Consider the following 17,045-nt stretch of genomic DNA (forward strand, 5'->3'; position numbering starts at 1 on the left):
GACCCTCGGAGCATTCTAGCGAACCACGCCGGTACAGTACCTATACGGTTTGTGGGATGGTGCCCGGTACGGACGACGGTACCCAGCCGTCTTTCAATGCGCAGCCGCGGCCGCGTCGCTCGAACCGCCCGCCTTGCCTGGCTTCGTGATCCAGATGAGCGGAATAATGATGATCATGATGAGCGCGGCTCCGTAGAACACGTCATTCAGCCCTAACATGGCCGCCTGCGACTGCACCGTATGGTCGAACAGCGCATACGACGCTTGCTGGCTCAGGCCAAGCGCTGAGTGGTAGGTGTTCATTTGCGCATTGAATATCGGGTTGGTCGGACTCGACTGCTGCGTCAGGATTTCATGGTGCATGATCGTCCGGTTGTTCCACACGACGCCCGCGATCGATGTGCCGATGCCGCCAAAGAACATGCGTCCGAAGGTGGACAGGCCGGCAGCGGCTGGCACTTTTTCGGGCGGTTGCCCTGACAGGATGATCACGGTCAGCGGCGCGAAGAACAGTGCCATCGGAATACCCTGCAGGAGGGTCGGCAGAATGATGTACCCCTCGCTGAGATCCGTATAGAAATACGAGCGCATGTAGTAGACGATCGCGAAGCCAATGAACGCGAATGTGCCGATGATGCGCGCATCGGAGCGCGGCAGGATCTTACCCATGATCGGCGCACCGATCACCGCGAAAATGCCCAGCGGCGCCGTTGCGAGTCCCGCATCGACTGCCCGGTAACCCAGGTACTCCTGCATCCACTGCGGAAGCAACACCAGCGTGCCGAAGAAGATGCCATACGCGACAGCAATCGAAACCGTGCCTCCAAGAAAGTTGCGCTGCTTGAAGAGGGTAAGGTCGACGATAGGGTTTTTCTCTGTTAGCTCCCAGACAATGAAAAGCGCAAGGCCCACCGCGGCAACGATAGTCAGAACGATGATTGTGTTCGAAGAGAACCAGTCGAGATCTTTGCCCTTGTCCAGCATCACCTGAAGCGACGCGACCCAGACGATCAGCAGCACCAGCCCGACAACGTCGATCGGCAGCTTTCTGGCCGGCGTATCGCGCTTGCGATAGAGAAGCCAGACCATCGCGGCAGCGAATAGGCCGACCGGGATGTTGATATAGAAGATCCATGACCAGCTGTAGCTGTCCGTGACCCACCCGCCAAGTGCCGGACCCACAATCGGCCCGGTCACCACAATCATTGAGAATAGCGAAAGTGCCAGTGAAGATTTCGCTTTCGGCCACGAACTGAGCAGCAGTGCCTGGGACATTGGAATCAGCGGTCCGGCCACGGCGCCCTGCAACACACGCGCAAGAAGCAGGATCGGCAAGGTTGGCGCGATGCCGCACAACCAGGATGCGAACACGAACAACAGTATCGAGCCGACGAACAGCCGGACCTGCCCCAGCCTCTGCGTCAGCCAGCCAGTCAAGGGAATCGCGATTGCATTCGCAGCGGCAAAGACGGTGATGACCCACGTGCCTTCGTCGACTGATACGCCGAGGTTGCCGGAAATGGTTGGAATGGCGACGTTGGCGATCGACGAATCGAGCACGGTCATGAAGCCCGCGAGACCAACGCTCAGGGAACCCAGAGCGAGTGTCGCCCCGGTCAGCGGCGGATGATTGGGATGGTTGGTGGTCATGGTGATACGGCTGTCCTGTGTCTGGCGAGAAAGGCGCGGCATCTTTCACGTGCCGCGGTCCAATGAGCGGCGGTCATTCGTTTTCGGCGATGATTCGTGCGATCGCGGCATCGGCCTCGTCGCCGTACTTCGCGAAAACGTCGGTCTTATAGGCGGACGTAGACTGCGTACCGAGTTGGGCGCCGGCAGGGTCCTTGACGTTGACATCCACGTTCATTGAAAGACCCACACGCAGCGGATGCTTTTCCAGTTCCGCAGGCGGAATCTCGATGCGTACCGGGAGCCGCTGCACGACCTTGATCCAGTTGCCGGTCGCATTCTGCGCAGGCAACAGCGCCAGTGCCGATCCGGTGCCCGGCGTAAAGCCCACCACCTTGCCGTGATAAACGACGGAGGAGCCGTAGACATCGGCTGTCAGCTCAACAGGCTGGCCAACCCGGATGTGACGAAGCTGCCATTCCTTGAAGTTCGCATCGACCCAGACCTGTTCCAGCGGCACTACCGACATCAGCGCTGCGCCGGGTGACACGCGCTGCCCGACCTGAACCGAGCGCTGTGCGATATATCCGGTCACGGGGGCCGGCAACGTGGTGCGCGCATAAGCCAGGTAGGCGTCGCGAACGTGGGCGGCGCTTGCCAGTACGTCCGGATGCTTCTCGACCGACGTGTTGGCCGTCAGCGCGCGATTGGCGCCAAGCTGCTGCCGGGCTGCTTCAAGCGAGGCCTGAGCCGAGCGGACCGCGTCACGTGCGTGTGAGATTTCCTCGTCCGACACCGCCCCCGTCATGCCAGTGGCAAGCCGGCGCTTCAGATCGTCCTGCGCTTTCGAAAGATCCGATTGGCGTTCAGCGATATCGGCGCGGTATCTGTCGTCGTCGGCATACAGGCCATGCACTCTGCGAACGGTTTGGCCCAGATTCGCCTCGGCCTGTTGCAACGCAATCCTGGCGTCCGCGGGATCGATCTGGACGATCGGTTCGCCCTTCCTGACGATTTGCGTGTTATCCGCATTGACCCCGATGACGGTTCCCGTGACCTGCGGCGTAATTTGGACGACGTTGCCGTTGACGTAGGCGTCGTCCGTATCCACGTGATGACGGGCTTCGACGAAATAGAAAGCGCCATACGCAGCGCCTGCGATCGCGAGCGAAGCGGCAAGCAGCGAGAGCAGGAGTTTGCGTTTGCCGGGCTTCTTTTCCGGCTCTTTATCCGACGATGACTGAGGTGCGTTCATGGGTAGCTCCAATAAAGTTTGATGGTCGCGCTCAGGCCGATACGCCCGAGTGCCGATCTGGTCGTTCAGTGAGTTGCCGTGCTGCCGGACGGCGCAGGAATCGGTGTCTCCGTGTTTGCGGCAAGGCCAGCCTGCGAAGCATCGAATCCGCCGCCTAGTGCCTTGATCAGCCCGATTTGCATGCCGCGGCGATTCATTTCGAGGTTCACGACAGCTGTTTCGGCTGCGAGCCGGTTGTCGTCGGCGTTCAGTACCTGCAGTTGCTGATTCAAGCCAGCCTTGTATCGAACGAGCGCCAGTTGGTAGGCTTTGGTCTGTGCATCCAGGGCCTGCTGCGCATCGACCAGTTGACGGTCGGCCGAGTGGATCTGCGTGACCTGCGTGGCAACATCGGATAAAGCGCTGATCAACGTCTGGTTGTACGTCGCGACGTCGTAATCGAAGTCCGCGTAGCGGCCCTTCAGTTGGGCGCGCAGCGCACCAGCGTCGAAGATAGGAAGATGAATCGCGGGTCCTGCCTGAAGTTGGCCGCTTCCAGCCGTCAGGAATCGCCCCCAGCCAAACGCGTCCAGTGCAGCTGATGCGGAAAGATTGACGTCCGGAAAGAACTCGGCCTTTTTTTCCTTTACATCGTGGATTGCTCCATCCACCTGCCAATAGGCCGCAACGATGTCCGGGCGCCGCGAAATCAGGTCGGCGGGCAGGTTGTCGGGAAGCGCGACGCCGGCGCCCTCTCCAAGCGATGGGTTGGCGATCTTGAGGCCGCCATCCGGTCCTTCGCCGAGCAGGGCACCCAATTGGTAGCGGACGGTTGTGATCTGTCCATCGAGGTCACTGACGCTGGAGCGGCTCGTTGCGGTTTCGCCGTATGCGGTCTGCCGCTCAACGTTGGTGTCGAGCCCCGCACCCACGCGCCCATCCGTGATTCGGCCGATATCCTCGCGATTCTTCACTTCGCGAGCCTCGATATCACGCAACGCATAGAGCTGCGCAAGATGGTTGTAGGTGCTGGCCACCGACGCGGCCAAAGAGATGCGCACCTGCTCGGCTTCGGCTTCGGCGACCTTCTCCTGCGAGACAGACTGACGAAGCCGTTCGCGATTCTTGCCCCACAGGTCGAGATCAAACGAAGCACTGGCGAGCACGTTGTTCTCGCTCTGCCAGGTGCCGTTGACCGGCGGTGGAGCGGACCCATTGTCGCTATAGCGCTCGCGCGTCCATGAATAGCTTCCCGTCACGTTTGGATAGAGTGCGGAATGGGCCGTGCCGACTGAGGCAGAGGCTTTCTCAATGCGTGCACGTGCCTGATCGATCGTTGGATTGCCGGCCAGTGCCTCGTCGATCAGCCTGGGCAGCTGCGCATCGCCGAACTGCTTGGCCCAATCCATTGCAGGCCACTGTCCGCCCTCGGCAGGCAAGCTCTCCTTCGTTTCATACTGGGTGGGCGGGGCAATCTGCTTGTCGCTCTTGATACCGGCGTAGTTGACGCATCCGGCGAGGCCAAGCGCCGCCACCGCCGAGGCTATCGTGGCAGCCCATGCGCTCGTTCGGAGCTGGGGTCGGTCGTGGTTCATGATGGTTTCCGTTTTCCTTTGGCTGATCTGGGTTGTATGGCTTTGCATTGCTTAAAGTGCATATGCACACAATAGCGTTCAAATATTTGCGTATCGATCTACGAGGTGAATAAGTCTGTTGCGTTGTGGTTATCTTTCGGACAGGTAGCTCGTCATGCGAAACAGTTCACTTCGCAGATGCGCTGCCTGTTGCTGGCCAAAACTACGTTCGAAGCTGGCCTGCGCTGTTGCCCAATGAGCGGCCGCTTCGTCGAGCTTCGTCAGTCCTCTTCGGGTGAGTACGACTCGCAGCCGCCGATTGCTTTGCGGTTCGGCAGGAGCAAGCACGAGGCCGCGCCGGAGCAGGGGTTTAAGCGCTCGAACGAGAGTCGTTCTGTCCATCACCATCGCTTTGGCCAACTCGGCCATCGTCAGATTCGTACAACGACTCAGTGTTCTGAGGACGCTGAACTGCGTGGGCGTGATGCCGGCCTCAGACAAATGACGCTCGTAAAGCTTCGAAATATGTCGGGATGCTTGACGAAGAGCAAAGCAGTCGTCGTCCGGAAGATCGTTTGAGTGCATACGCACAGAGTAATGCGGCCCCCGTCTGGAAGCGATGCTGGCTGGATTATCAGTTTGTTGTCGTTTCGTGCACCAATCGACTCATCCCGCCCTTTTATTCTTCCGGCGCGCTTCGCCGGTTGTTTTCGTCGGCGCTGAATTAGCGCGATGTCGCCAGCGTTTCGAAGAAGGCAGCCGCATAGTCAATAAACGCACGCACTTTGGCAGGCAGCAGGGTCCGGTTGCTATAAGCGAGCTGGATTTCGACGCTGTCGTCGACAAGCTGCGAACCGGTGAGCAACTGGACGAGCTTTCCCGAGGCCAATTCGTTCTCTACAAGGGCTGCCGGCACGACACCGATTCCGAAACCCTGCAGCACCATTTCCAGGTTGAAGGCGGGGCTGTTCGACGAAACATCGAAACGAAGCGGAACGCTCAGTTCGTCCTCGCCAAGCCGGAAGCCGATGGCGGGGCGACGAATGGACGGCGACATCGGCACAAAAAGGTGGCTGGCCAGTTCCGACGGATCTCCCGGCGTTGACGACGCCTGCAGATACTGCGGCGTCGCGACGATGACAACCGGAATGCGTTCGAGCAGACGCACGACCGTCGTTTCGCTCGTCAGCATGTACGGAAGAATGAGGCCAAGGTCGAACCCGTCGCCGACCAGGTCGACGGGCCGTTCAGTCAGCGTCACGTCGAGCGTGACCTTCGGATGGGCTCGCTTGAATCCGGCGATCAGGGGAACCAGCCGGCTTACCGTCGCCGTCGTATGAGCGACGAGGCGTAAGACGCCACCCGCTTCGCGTGTCTGGTTGGCTACGTCCGCTTCGAGTACGTCCAGATCGTCCAGGATACGCACGCAGCCTTCGTAGAATCGTTCCGCGGCTTCGGTGAGTGAGACCTGCCGGGTCGTCCGGTTTAACAGCCGGCATCCGATCCTCTCTTCCAGCCCCGCGATTGCCCGCGACACTGCCGGCCGGGCCAGCCCATGAATATCCGCCGCGCGGGTGAAACTCTTCAGTTCGACCACCGACCGGAAAATGCGTAGGCTTTCGATATATTCCATGATGAGATCTCGTCGACCAACTGGAACAAAGGATGGACGGAATGCCGTTTTCAGCGCCACTGGAAGTGCCTGTTGCGGGCTCTGTCTCCCACGGTACTTCGCAGGATAGGCAACGGTTGAGCCGGCGACAGAAAACAGTCTATGCCACAGCGGCTCTGCCTTCATGTCTGATAACCACGTCGCATCGACTGAAAAATTGCGAAGCCGCTTGACAGTCTATCTACGAGTAGATAAAGTTCAGTCCATGGAACCGACAACGACAGTGCGCGAACAGATCCTCGACCACGCAATCACGCTCATCATGCTGCGTGGTTACAACGGGTTCAGTTACCGTGATCTGTCCAGTCTGGTCGGCGTCAAGACCTCGAGCATCCATTACTACTTTCCGTCGAAAGACGATCTGGTTCTGGAGGCGGTGAACGCGTATAGCAACGAGGTATTGGGCGCGCTCCATGGCATTAACGCTTCATTGGCAGCGGACACAAAGCTGAGCAAGTACGCGAAGCTGTTCGGCAGGACTCTCGGTGATGGCAATCAGATCTGCCTGTGCGGCATGCTGGCTGCAGACATCGAATCACTGCCCGACAACATCCGCCAGGCCGTGCAGGCGTTTTTTAAAGCGAACGAAAACTGGCTCGCCAAGGTTCTCGCGCAAGGCGTGCAGGAAGGGACGCTGGCGGTGAACGGCAAACCGGAAAACGCGGCGCGGGCGTTGTACGCGGCTTTTCAGGGCAGTGTGCTCGCAAGCCGTCTGTTCCACACCAAGGCCCGGCTCGAAGACGTCGAGGCAACGGTGCGGATCGCGAAGTGAAGCTCACACCGCGATAGTCAGGTAATCAGGTATGAGGCGGTACGCCGCCTCTTTGTTTGGCCCACCCATCTATCTTCAAGTAGATAGATGGGTGGGGAATAAAGCGGGGAATATGACGTAGCCAGGAAAAGCCTGGTTTGTCTGTTTAATTTTTTGCGGATGAATCTATCTAGTAGTAGATAGCAAGTCCAATCACTCACTCTTGTAAGGAGCTTCACCATGTCACTCGAAAAAGTCCTCTACCGTGCCCAAGCTCATGCCACCGGTGGCCGCGATGGCCGCGCCGTGGTGCCTGCAGGCAACCTCGATTTCAAGCTGACCACGCCGAAAGAACTGGGCGGTGCGGGCGGCGAGGGCGCCAATCCGGAACAGCTCTTCGCGGCCGGCTATAGCGCCTGTTTCCTCGGCGCGATGAAATTCGTCGCGGCCCGCGACAAGATCGCCATCCCCGCGGACGTCTCGATTGATGGCAGCGTCGGCATCGGCCAGATCCCGAATGGCTTTGGCATTGAAGTGGAACTGAAGATCTCGCTGCCCGGCATGCCGCGCGAAGCGGCACAAACGCTGGTCGACAAGGCGCACGTCGTTTGCCCGTACTCGAACGCGACCCGCGGCAACATCGACGTCACCCTGACGATCGTCTAAGCCTCAGCCTCTCACCGTCACGAACCTGGAAAACATCATGAAGACCCTCAAGCCTTTGCTGCTGGCCACTGTACTTGCAACCAGCGCGACCCTCGCCGTTGCCGCAAGCCCGGCAACACCCGCCTCGCCCGATCTGGTGACCAGCCAGTTCCTGCATGCGTTGAACAGCGGCACAGGACCGGCAATCAACACGTTGACACCGGCGCAGGCGCGTCAGGTGCTGGTCGGCGCGCAGAACAGCGTCAAGGTTGACCTCTCCGGCATCGATGTGTCGAACAAGACCATCGAGCAGGACGGCATCAGCGTGCCGATCACGATCGTACGGCCGCAAGGCGCAACGGGCACGTTGCCGGTGTTCATGTTCTTCCACGGCGGCGGTTGGATACTTGGGGACTTCCAGACGCACGAGAGGCTGGTGCGCGACCTCGTCGTGCAATCCGGGGCTGTGGCGGTGTTTGTCAATTACACGCCGTCGCCCGAAGCGCGTTACCCGGTAGCGATCAATCAGGCGTACACGGCCACCAAATGGGTCGCGGAACATGGCAGTGAAATCGGTGTGGACGGCAGCCGCCTTGCAGTAGTGGGCAACAGCGTCGGCGGCAACATGGCCGCGGTTGTATCCCTGATGGCGAAGAACAAGCAGGGCCCTGCAATCCGCTTTCAAGGCCTGATGTGGCCGGTGACGGACAACAATTTCAGCGACGGCTCGTACAACGCCTATCCGGAAGGTCACTTCCTGACCCGGCCGATGATGAAGTGGTTCTGGGACGCGTACACCAAGGATCCGAAGCAGCGCAATGAGATCTACGCGTCGCCGCTGCGCGCGTCAGTGGAGCAGTTGAAGGGTCTGCCGCCAGCGCTCATCCAGGTCGCGCAATTCGACGTACTGCGCGATGAAGGCCAGGCCTATGGTCGCAAGCTCGATACAGCGGGCGACGAAGTCACGACGGTTCGCTACAACGGCACGATCCACGACTTTGGCTTGCTCAACGCGCTCGCCAACGACGCGCCGACCAAGGCTGCAACGAGACAGCTTGCCAACGAATTGCAAGCGCGTCTGAAGTAAGCCGTCCCGCCTTGATCGCGGCGTGTTGCATGACAGCACCGCGCCGCGGTTACCAGCGTTATTTCCCGCCGTATGCAAGTCGATTGCCGAACCGGCAGCCTATGGCGCTCCATGTCCGATAGCAAAATAAACGGTATATACTGTTTATACGGTTATCAACACGGAGAGACCACATGACAACACCCGTTACGAAAGAGCACACCAAGAAGGCGTTCCACTTCCCCAAGAGTTCGTCCAGGCACGCAGTAGATGGCGCCGAGCCGGTAGTTGCGGCGGAGCAGCCGGCGCAAGCGGCGCCTGCCGTCGAAAAAGCGTCCAAAGCGAAGCGCGCAGCCGCTGCGGAAGCAACGCCGGTCGTCAAGAAAGCAGCGAAAAAAGTGAAACGCGCGGCGACTGCGGAAGCGAAGCCCGCCGTCAAGAAGCCGGCCAAAGCAAAGCGCTCGGCAACTGCGGAAGCGGCCTCTGTCGTCAAGAAGGCGGCTAAAGCGAAGTCCTCGGCAGCGGCGGAAGCAAAGCCTGTCGTCGAGAAAGCGGCCAAAACCAAGCCCGCGGCCACTGCCGAAGCGGCGCAAACCACCAGGAAAGCAGCCAAGCCGAAGCGTTCCGCAACTGCGGAAGCCACGCCTGTCAGCGCTCCGGAAGCCAAGAAAGCCAAGCAGCCGAAGAAAGAAAAAGTCGTGCGCGACAGCTTCACGATGCCGAAATCGGACTACGACATGATCGCGTCGCTCAAGCAGAAGTGTCTCGACGCCGGCGTGCCGGTGAAGAAGAGCGAGCTGTTGCGAGCGGGCCTGATGATGCTGGAGTCGGCTTCGCCACAGCGCCTGCTGGCTGCGGTGTCGTCGCTCGAGACGGTGAAGACAGGGCGTCCCGCGAAGGGTTAAACCTTGCCGATGCAGGGTTTAGAAGAAAGCGTGCCCGCCCGGGCGGTGTCGGACTGCAGCACATCCGGCTGCAAGTTCTCGAGCCGCAGGGGCGGGTACGAAGCATCATCATGCCATCGCCAAATTGTTGGTAGGTGACGGACAAATTACGTCGAATCGCCAGCAGCTTGCCACCGAATCCGCCTGGCACGTTGTGCCGCCTCCGTTTTACAGAGCCGGTTTCCAGAACCGCATAGGCGTGCGTCGCCAGTCTCCTCAGCTCCCCACCGGCGAAGCCAGATAATTCCAGTCGTGCAGGAAAATCTGCTCGAAGTAAGCCGCGGCATCGGCGCTATGAATGATCAGGCCCGCATCGCGATTGCGCAGCGTGCCGTCCGCCGACCAGTTCTGGCTGCTGACCATGACGACATTTCCATCGACCACGATTCCCTTGTTGTGAACGTTCGCCTGCCGGCGCAGCACCGACGACGGGACGCCCGCCGCGACCAGCTTTTCGACCCATGCGTCGTTCTGAAACTGACTGGTGATGAGACGCACGTCGAGTTTGCGGTCGATGAGCGTCTTCACGGCCGCAATCAACGCATCATGTTGTGCATCGTCCGGGCGTCCGCTCGGATGGATATATTGGGTCTGCATGTAGAAGCGCTGCTGGGTGGACTCGATGAGCGCCTGAACATGCGGCTGATAGTTATCGGGCGTGAGTAGCGGCTGGATTTGTACGGTTTCGCTCAACGTTCTGGGCGCGAAGAACTGGCGCGGGGCTTTGCCGGCTGCAAACGCTTCGATCGGAACGTCGAGAGCGGCGTTTCCGGCTCCCGGAATATCCAGCCCCTGTGCCTTGGCATCAGTTATCGCGTCGTGGGAGACCGCATAGTCGTGCTGCAGGAATGCGCGGAACGTGCTGGCCAACGCCTTGCTCGTGACAATCACATGCCAGTCCCGATCGCTTTTCTCGGCGAGCTTGCGCGCGGCTGCCACATCCGACAGATCGATCTCCGGCTGATTGCTGTTGTTCCAGTTGCCCGAGGAGAGCCAGAAGGTATCGTCTTCGCGCACAGCGACCTTGATGTGATACGCGTTTGGATAGATCCAGACTGGTGCCTTCGGGTCGGCATTGGTGAGCGCCCATGTGCCGGCGAAGCGTTCACCGAGCTTCTTCGATAGATCGGTCTGGGTTTGCTCGTCGGTCTGGTCGGCGGTGGGATTCTTCGCGGGATGATCGAGCGTGAGCGTCAGCTTCTGGTCCCCGGCAAACGCGGACTCGACTGCGGTGAGGATGTGCTCGGACGTGAAGTCGTACATTCCCACCACCAGTTCTTCGCGAACGCCGGCGATGAAATTCGATAGCTCCGCCCATCCGGCATCGGGACTCACGTGCAGGACCAGGGAGACCTGCTCCGTCACCGCATCGAGATTCGCATCGGGCGCCGGTGTGTACGGAATCTCCACCTTGCGCGCGCGGGCAGCGACGAACGCCTGGAGCGGCGCAGGCGGACTCGCGAGTGCGTTGCCTTGTCTATCGAAGAACACCTGGTCCGCGAAATCGGGTTGCCGCAGTTCATGGCGGGCTTCAGCTAGTGCGCAATATCGCGACGGATCTAGCGTCTGCATCGATTCCATGGTGTCGGCTGCGCGTACATCGACGGGTACGCCGTCGATCTGCTTCGGCAACGCGGCTTGCAGCGCTGTGAGCCTGTCCGCCGTCACGGTGACGACAATGGCACGCATCACAGCGCGCCCAGGCGTCGCCCATTGCAAGCCGCTACGCACGGACAGCACGCCCTCTTGCCGGAACGACTCGGCGTGCGTGTCGAGCATGGTCCGGATGTTGATCGCTGGGGTTTCCCGCGCAGAAACGGTGGTGTCGGCAGGGTCCGTCTTGAGGCGAGCGAGCGCCGCCGAGAAAAGAGCCGCGCCGGTTGGCAACGCACTGGCGAATATCATGCGGCGCGCGTCCCGCCGTTCCACCGCCGGTGCGCTGGCTTTCAATTGCGAGAGCGGCTGGGGCAACTGTGTGAGGCCATCGACGAAGCTGCGCAACGACCGTCCCCCCGTCAGCGATCCGCCACCGGGTTGCCCGGATGCGAGATCGATAATTTCGGGCGCGCCGAAATGCCTGACCTGCTGCAACTTGTTGTTCTGCGGGTTGAACCAGGTGAGATAGCCATTAGGCAGCACCTGACGGGGTCGCGTGATCTTGCCACTGAAACTGTAGCGTGCGCCCGACGTGCCGGCAGGGTCGAAATAATTGGGCGTGTAGAAGTCCGAGACCAGCACGTCGTCGATCAGATAGGCGCAGGTTGCGTCTTCGGGCGGATCGCAAATCTCGACCAGGTATTCGACCTTGCCGTCACCGTCCTGCACTTCGTTGTCGATGATCGTCACCGCATTGGCCGCGGTGAGGCGGTTGCCGCCCGGATCGACCAGCATTTCAAGTATCTCGTGACTCGCCGATAGCGACCACGTATTGCCGGCCAGGACAACCGCGAACGGCTGGTTGTGCTCGGTCAGGTGAAAGCCGGCGGCCCCCGCTTGAACCTCGTCCACTACGTAAACCGGCCAGACGCCTGGATCGAGATGGTCAGTGGACTCGAGCGCGACGACCGTGCCCGACACGTTCCAGATCGGGGCGAGATCGCGGCTGATCTGCAGGTTGAGTGCCTGCGCGACACGGACGACATCGGTGTAAGGTACGGCGGCGGATTGCGATACGATTCCAACGCGGGCGGTCAACATGGCATGTCTCCTGGGTGAGGACGGAACAGCTCATACCAGCGTGACGCGTTGTTATGGCGTGGCCATGACAGCAGTGTGTCCGTCCCGCAAAGCGGACACGAACGAGTCACACATTTGCGCTCTAGACGACTGGTCTAATTGAGGCCATAATCCGGTTCCTATGAGAGCTAGCCACCCCCACATTCGCCGCCACATCCTCGACGCCGGGCGCGCGCTGATCGCGCGCAAAGGTTTTGTCGCGGTTGGGTTGAACGAGATTCTGACGACTGCCGAGATTCCGAAGGGCTCGTTCTATCACTACTTCGGCTCGAAGGAATCGTTCGGCAGCGAGTTGCTGCGGCAATACGTTGCCGACTACGCGGTGCGTCTCGACGAGCTGTTCGGTCGGCCCGGCGTCAACGGTCGTGACAAGCTGCTGAGCTATTGGGCTGCCTGGCAGCAGGAGCAACTGGATCAGGACGGCGACGAAAAGTGCCTGGTGGTGAAGCTGAGCGCGGAAGTCGGCGACCTGTCCGATGAGATGCGCGTGGTGCTGCGCGACGGCGTCGACCGCCTGATGGTGCGTCTTGCTTCCGTGATCGAAGAAGGCCAGGCAGACGGCTCGCTTTCGCCGGAGATCCGGGCTCGGGAGGCGGCCGAACTCCTGTACCACATGTGGCTCGGCGCGGCGCTCGTCACCAAGCTGCGGCAGGATGGAAGCGCGATGGCGCAGGCCATGGCGGTCACACAGAGCGTCCTGCGCGCGGTATGACATGGCTGTGGCCAAGGCTCTGATGCTGATGAGGTTCCTCGAACAGCAGCATCAACCGAAGCACTCAGAAAACCATTTGCAGAAGCACCCGGAGAAGCACCCAAAAAAGCACTTGCAGAACCCCTCACTCCGCGCAGAACGGAGCCCTCATCGTTGCACATTCCAGGAGATCGACTTTGCGTAGCGTTATCTATTCCTCTTTCGGCAATCCCGCCGAGGTACTGCAGGTCGCGGAACGTCCCACGCCGAATCCCGGCGCGGGCCAGGTGCGCATCAAATCGACCTTGTCGCCGATTCACAATCACGACCTCTGGACGATTCGCGGTCAGTATGGCTACAAGCCGAAACTGCCGGCCGTGGGCGGCACGGAAGTCGCCGGCGTGATCGACGCGATCGGCGAAGGTGTCGAACACCTGAAGCCCGGTCAGCGCGTGGTGGTGGCCGGCATCTACGAGGGCTGGGCCGATTACGTTCTGGCCCCGGCGGCAGCGGTGGTCCCGCTGCCTGACGCGATCAGCGACGAAGTAGGTTGCCAACTGATCGCCATGCCGTTGAGCGCGGTCATGTTGCTCGAATATCTGCACCTCGAACCCGGTCAGTGGTTCATCCAGAACACGGCGAACGGTGCGGTCGGTAAGACTCTGGCGATGCTCGCCAACGCGCGCGGCATCAATGGGGTCAATCTGGTCCGGCGCGAGGCGGGTATTGCGGAATTGGCCGAGGTCGGTATCGGCAATGCGGTGTCGACCGAAAGCGACGGCTGGAAGAAGCGGGTTCGCGAGATCGTCGGCGATGCACCGATTATGGCGGGTGTCGATTCGGTGGGCGGCGACGCCAGCGGTGACATCTTCGGTCTGCTTGGCGAAAACGGCACCCTGGTGTCGTTCGGCGCGATGTCCAATGAACCGATGCGCCTCAGTTCCGGCGATGCGATCTTCAAACAGGCGACCGTCAAGGGTTTCTGGGCGAGCAAGATTTTCGAGGTCACTTCGGGGGCGGATAAAGCGCGAATGATCGGCGAATTGCTGAGGCTCGCTGCGTCGGGTGAACTGAAGCTGCCGGTGGAAGCCGTCTTCGACGTCGAGAACGTGGCGCAAGCTGCAGCGGAGAGCGGGAAGAGCGCTCGCAAGGGCAAAGTGCTGTTGCGGTTCTAACGAGCAGAGGCGTGTTGCTGCATCGACGCACAAGTTTATGCCGTGCAGTGTCACGCTGATGCCCGTTCGCAAGATCCTTCCAATGCCTGCCCACGTGAATCGTCGAACGGTTTCGGGGCAGGCGTTGTCCGCGCTTTCTCTCACCGACTCAACAACCCACTCCATGATCGAAGTCCATCACCTCAACGAATCCCGTTCGCGCCGCATTACCTGGTTGCTGGAAGAACTCGGCCTCGACTACACGCTCGTTCAATATCAGCGGAATCCGCAAACCCATCTCGCTCCGCCGGAACTGATGGCGATCCATCCGCTGGGCAAGGCCCCTGTGATTCGCGACGGCGAGAAAGTGATTTTCGAGTCGGGTGCGATCGTAGACTATCTGATTCGCCGCCATGGCAACGGCCGCCTCGCCCCTGCATACGGAACCGACGAGTACGATCGTTACGCGCAGTTTCTGCACTATGCCGAAGGCTCGGCCATGCTGCCGCTGATGCTGAAGGTGTACACGGCGCGTCTTGGCGAAGGTGCGGCTCCGTTGCAACCGAGAATCGAAAGTGAGTTGCAGAATCACCTCGGTTTTCTGAATCAGGAATTGGCCGGCCGCGATTACCTGATGGGCGATGAATTGACGGGTGTCGATATCCAGCTCTCGTTCGTCGCGCAAACGTGCCTCAAGTTTTGCGGACGCGACGCGTTCCCGAATATCACTGCGTTTGTCGATCGCCTCGAGGCACGCTCCGCGTACCAGCGTGCGATGGAGAAGGGCGGCGTGTAAGCGACTGGGGGCCGCCGCTCTCCCAGCGCAGTCCCAGATCAATCAATCGATACAGTGACGCCCCTGCAGTTCCACATGTAACTGGACGAGCCACGCACGCGCGCAGTACGCGTCGATCGATGCCTGGTCGGCGGGCTCGTCGAGCAATCTGACCTGGTGTGCCGCTAAAGCCGCATCGAACGCGCGGCGTGCGCCCCATCGCAACGAAAACATGACGAGCAGTGCGAGTGCGATCGTGGCCCCGTGGTAGGGCAGCGAGGGCGGGTTGTCGTCGAACAGGCCGAACAGCACCGAAAGGGTCAGGCTCGGTATGATGGCGACGCACGTCGAGAGGCAGAGGAGCACGGCGTTTGCGCGCAGTGCGGTCGTAGTGGTGAGTTTCATCGAGTGAGATCCCGCAATCGGATAGCGGTCTCGATGCTGAACTCGCATGACTTACCTGATACTTACGGTCGGCGGGCTTTTCTGAGGCATGTGCTGCCGCGATCGTTCCCTATCCCGTGTGCTGCAACCCAATACGTCCGTTCCCACCGCTTCGAGTAAGTAACGAGTAAGTCCAGTGGTTCTAGAGTCGATGCCGCCTCATCCATCAACTCAGGACTCGACGTGAAAAAAACTCTTCGCCGTGAGCGCAGGCTGTTACTGGCTATCGCATCGTTCGCATCATTCTGGGCGTATTCGGGCACGGCCTGGGCCGACGGCCAGAGTCCGGAGCCGCCCACGGCGGACGACACAGGTTTCACCGTGCTGAACAATTCCACCAACGTGACGCATTGGGGTCTGGGCGTGGGCGCGGGCATCGAGCAGGCGCCTTACAAAGGCTACGGCACGAAATACACACCGATTCCGCTGATTTCGTTCGACAACAAATGGGTGCATGCATTTGGCACGGCTGTCGATCTGAAGATCGGCAAGTGGAGCAACGTGAGCCTCGCCTTGCGCGGACAATATGCCATCGGCGACGGCTACAAGGCGTCGGATGCGCCGATCCTGAGCGGCATGCAGAACCGCAACGGCGCGTTCTGGTACGGCCCGGCGCTTGCATGGCACACCGCATACGGCACGCTCTCGGGCGATTTTCTGGAGGGCGGCAACAAGGGCCAGAAAGCCACGATCGATTTCAGCAAGACCTTCGAGTACGGCAAATTCGAGTTCGAACCGCACGCCGGCGTGGATTGGTTGAGCAGCAAATATGTCGATTACTATTACGGCGTACGCTCGTCCGAAGCGCGCGCCGGGCGCCCGGAATATGCCGGCAAGGCGACCTACGACATCTCGGTCGGAACGCGTATCGACTACAAGTTCACGCGTCATCAGATCCTGATTCTCGACGTCGGCGTCGCGCACCTGGGCAGCGGCATCACCGACAGTCCGCTGGTGGGCAAACGCTATATTCCGCAAGCCAGGGTCGGCTACCTTTACGAATTCAACTGAGCACCACCGCATGTCGCGTGTCGCACTGATCGAAGACCACGAGCGCCTGGCCGGCATGATCCGTCAGGCGCTTTCCGCTGCAGGCATCGAGACCGATGTGTTCGGCACCATTTCGGAGGCGCATTATGGTGTGAGCCGTGCCGACTATGCGGTGCTCATCATCGATCGCGGGTTGCCGGATGGCGACGGCCTGACTTTTCTGCGGACGTTGCGCACGGCAGGGCAGATGACGCCCTCGCTCATGCTGACCGCGCGCGACGCGCTGCATGACCGCGTCGACGGATTGGAAAACGGTGCGGACGACTACGTGACCAAGCCCTTCGCCATGAGTGAACTGGTCGCGCGGGTGCGTACGCTGATGCGCCGGCCGGTGGCGCTGACGGATCTGGTGATTTCGTTCGGAGACGTCACGGTCGATCCGCAGCAACGCGCCATGCGCTGCGGCGCGCAGTCTGTTCTGCTGGCGCCTGCCGAGTTGCAGATCGTGCTGTGCCTCGTGAAGGCGGCGGGCGCCACCGTCCGGCACGCGGCGCTCGAACATGCCGCGTGGGGACTCGGCGAAGCCGTCACGCCCAATGCGCTCGAAGTCACGCTGCATCGCCTGCGTAAAAAGCTGACCACGCTCGGCGCGACGACACGGCTCGCCAATATTCGCGGCGCGGGCTTCGCGCTTCAGGTTGCGGCCGGCTCCACCGGGCAGCACTAAATCAACGGCCCAT

General features: G+C 60.6%; 16 protein-coding genes. 9 read left to right on the forward strand and 7 right to left on the reverse strand.

Annotation, left to right across the window (positions count from 1 at the left end):
- Window positions 1-93: 93 nt before the first annotated feature.
- The 5 genes from KHO30_RS06390 to KHO30_RS06410 form a co-directional block, all read right to left on the reverse strand.
- The gene (locus KHO30_RS06390) at window positions 94-1,650 is read right to left on the reverse strand and encodes a DHA2 family efflux MFS transporter permease subunit (protein ID WP_093634900.1); all 1,557 of its coding nucleotides are present in this window, start codon (window positions 1,648-1,650) and stop codon (window positions 94-96) included.
- A 73-nt stretch (window positions 1,651-1,723) separates the two neighbouring features.
- On the reverse strand, window positions 1,724-2,884 hold the full coding sequence (locus KHO30_RS06395; RefSeq protein ID WP_093634899.1) for an HlyD/EmrA/EmrK family protein: 1,161 nt from the start codon (window positions 2,882-2,884) through the stop codon (window positions 1,724-1,726).
- A gap of 65 nt (window positions 2,885-2,949) precedes the next feature.
- Window positions 2,950-4,458 (reverse strand): efflux transporter outer membrane subunit, encoded by a 1,509-nt coding sequence (locus tag KHO30_RS06400; protein ID WP_093634898.1) that lies wholly within the window; start codon window positions 4,456-4,458, stop codon window positions 2,950-2,952.
- Between the two features lie 129 nt (window positions 4,459-4,587).
- The gene (locus tag KHO30_RS06405) at window positions 4,588-5,022 is read right to left on the reverse strand and encodes a MarR family winged helix-turn-helix transcriptional regulator (RefSeq protein ID WP_093634897.1); all 435 of its coding nucleotides are present in this window, start codon (window positions 5,020-5,022) and stop codon (window positions 4,588-4,590) included.
- A 139-nt stretch (window positions 5,023-5,161) separates the two neighbouring features.
- Complete coding sequence (locus tag KHO30_RS06410) at window positions 5,162-6,070, reverse strand: LysR family transcriptional regulator (protein ID WP_200619310.1); 909 nt, start codon at window positions 6,068-6,070, stop codon at window positions 5,162-5,164.
- 244 nt (window positions 6,071-6,314) lie between these two features.
- Here KHO30_RS06410 and KHO30_RS06415 point away from each other — a divergent pair, with 244 nt between their 5' ends.
- The 4 genes from KHO30_RS06415 to KHO30_RS06430 all read left to right on the forward strand — a co-directional run bounded on the left by KHO30_RS06415 (window position 6,315) and on the right by KHO30_RS06430 (window position 9,476).
- Complete coding sequence (locus KHO30_RS06415) at window positions 6,315-6,881, forward strand: TetR/AcrR family transcriptional regulator (RefSeq protein WP_054040330.1); 567 nt, start codon at window positions 6,315-6,317, stop codon at window positions 6,879-6,881.
- A gap of 219 nt (window positions 6,882-7,100) precedes the next feature.
- On the forward strand, window positions 7,101-7,526 hold the full coding sequence (locus KHO30_RS06420) for an organic hydroperoxide resistance protein (protein ID WP_200619263.1): 426 nt from the start codon (window positions 7,101-7,103) through the stop codon (window positions 7,524-7,526).
- 37 nt (window positions 7,527-7,563) lie between these two features.
- Window positions 7,564-8,592 carry an alpha/beta hydrolase gene (locus KHO30_RS06425; RefSeq protein WP_211700358.1) on the forward strand — a complete coding sequence of 343 codons (1,029 nt, stop codon included), beginning with the start codon at window positions 7,564-7,566 and terminating at the stop codon, window positions 8,590-8,592.
- Between the two features lie 173 nt (window positions 8,593-8,765).
- Window positions 8,766-9,476, forward strand: a complete 711-nt coding sequence (locus tag KHO30_RS06430) for a hypothetical protein (protein ID WP_211700359.1) — start codon at window positions 8,766-8,768, stop codon at window positions 9,474-9,476.
- Window positions 9,477-9,731: 255 nt separating this feature from the next.
- Here KHO30_RS06430 and KHO30_RS06435 read toward each other — a convergent pair whose 3' ends face one another.
- A complete protein-coding gene (locus KHO30_RS06435) occupies window positions 9,732-12,212 on the reverse strand; it encodes a phospholipase D-like domain-containing protein (RefSeq protein ID WP_211700360.1) in 2,481 nt (826 codons plus the stop codon).
- Window positions 12,213-12,372: 160 nt separating this feature from the next.
- Between KHO30_RS06435 and KHO30_RS06440 the strand changes: the two genes are divergently transcribed.
- From KHO30_RS06440 to KHO30_RS06450, 3 genes are all read left to right on the forward strand, one after another.
- Window positions 12,373-12,963 carry a TetR/AcrR family transcriptional regulator gene (locus KHO30_RS06440; protein WP_200653807.1) on the forward strand — a complete coding sequence of 197 codons (591 nt, stop codon included), beginning with the start codon at window positions 12,373-12,375 and terminating at the stop codon, window positions 12,961-12,963.
- 176 nt (window positions 12,964-13,139) lie between these two features.
- Window positions 13,140-14,117, forward strand: coding sequence for a zinc-binding dehydrogenase (locus KHO30_RS06445; protein ID WP_200653806.1), 978 nt, complete (start codon window positions 13,140-13,142; stop codon window positions 14,115-14,117).
- Between the two features lie 163 nt (window positions 14,118-14,280).
- On the forward strand, window positions 14,281-14,892 hold the full coding sequence (locus tag KHO30_RS06450; protein ID WP_211700361.1) for a glutathione S-transferase family protein: 612 nt from the start codon (window positions 14,281-14,283) through the stop codon (window positions 14,890-14,892).
- 42 nt (window positions 14,893-14,934) lie between these two features.
- Here KHO30_RS06450 and KHO30_RS06455 read toward each other — a convergent pair whose 3' ends face one another.
- On the reverse strand, window positions 14,935-15,276 hold the full coding sequence (locus KHO30_RS06455) for a hypothetical protein (protein ID WP_200619270.1): 342 nt from the start codon (window positions 15,274-15,276) through the stop codon (window positions 14,935-14,937).
- 222 nt (window positions 15,277-15,498) lie between these two features.
- On the opposite strand from KHO30_RS06455, the gene KHO30_RS06460 reads away from it, so the two are divergent.
- Together KHO30_RS06460 and KHO30_RS06465 are read left to right on the forward strand one after the other, a co-directional pair.
- The gene (locus tag KHO30_RS06460) at window positions 15,499-16,326 is read left to right on the forward strand and encodes a MipA/OmpV family protein (protein WP_200619271.1); all 828 of its coding nucleotides are present in this window, start codon (window positions 15,499-15,501) and stop codon (window positions 16,324-16,326) included.
- 10 nt (window positions 16,327-16,336) lie between these two features.
- Window positions 16,337-17,032 (forward strand): response regulator transcription factor, encoded by a 696-nt coding sequence (locus KHO30_RS06465; RefSeq protein ID WP_200619272.1) that lies wholly within the window; start codon window positions 16,337-16,339, stop codon window positions 17,030-17,032.
- Window positions 17,033-17,045: the final 13 nt, after the last annotated feature.

This window comes from Paraburkholderia aspalathi (assembly GCF_905220735.1).
GTDB classification, from domain to species: Bacteria; Pseudomonadota; Gammaproteobacteria; order Burkholderiales; family Burkholderiaceae; genus Paraburkholderia; species Paraburkholderia aspalathi.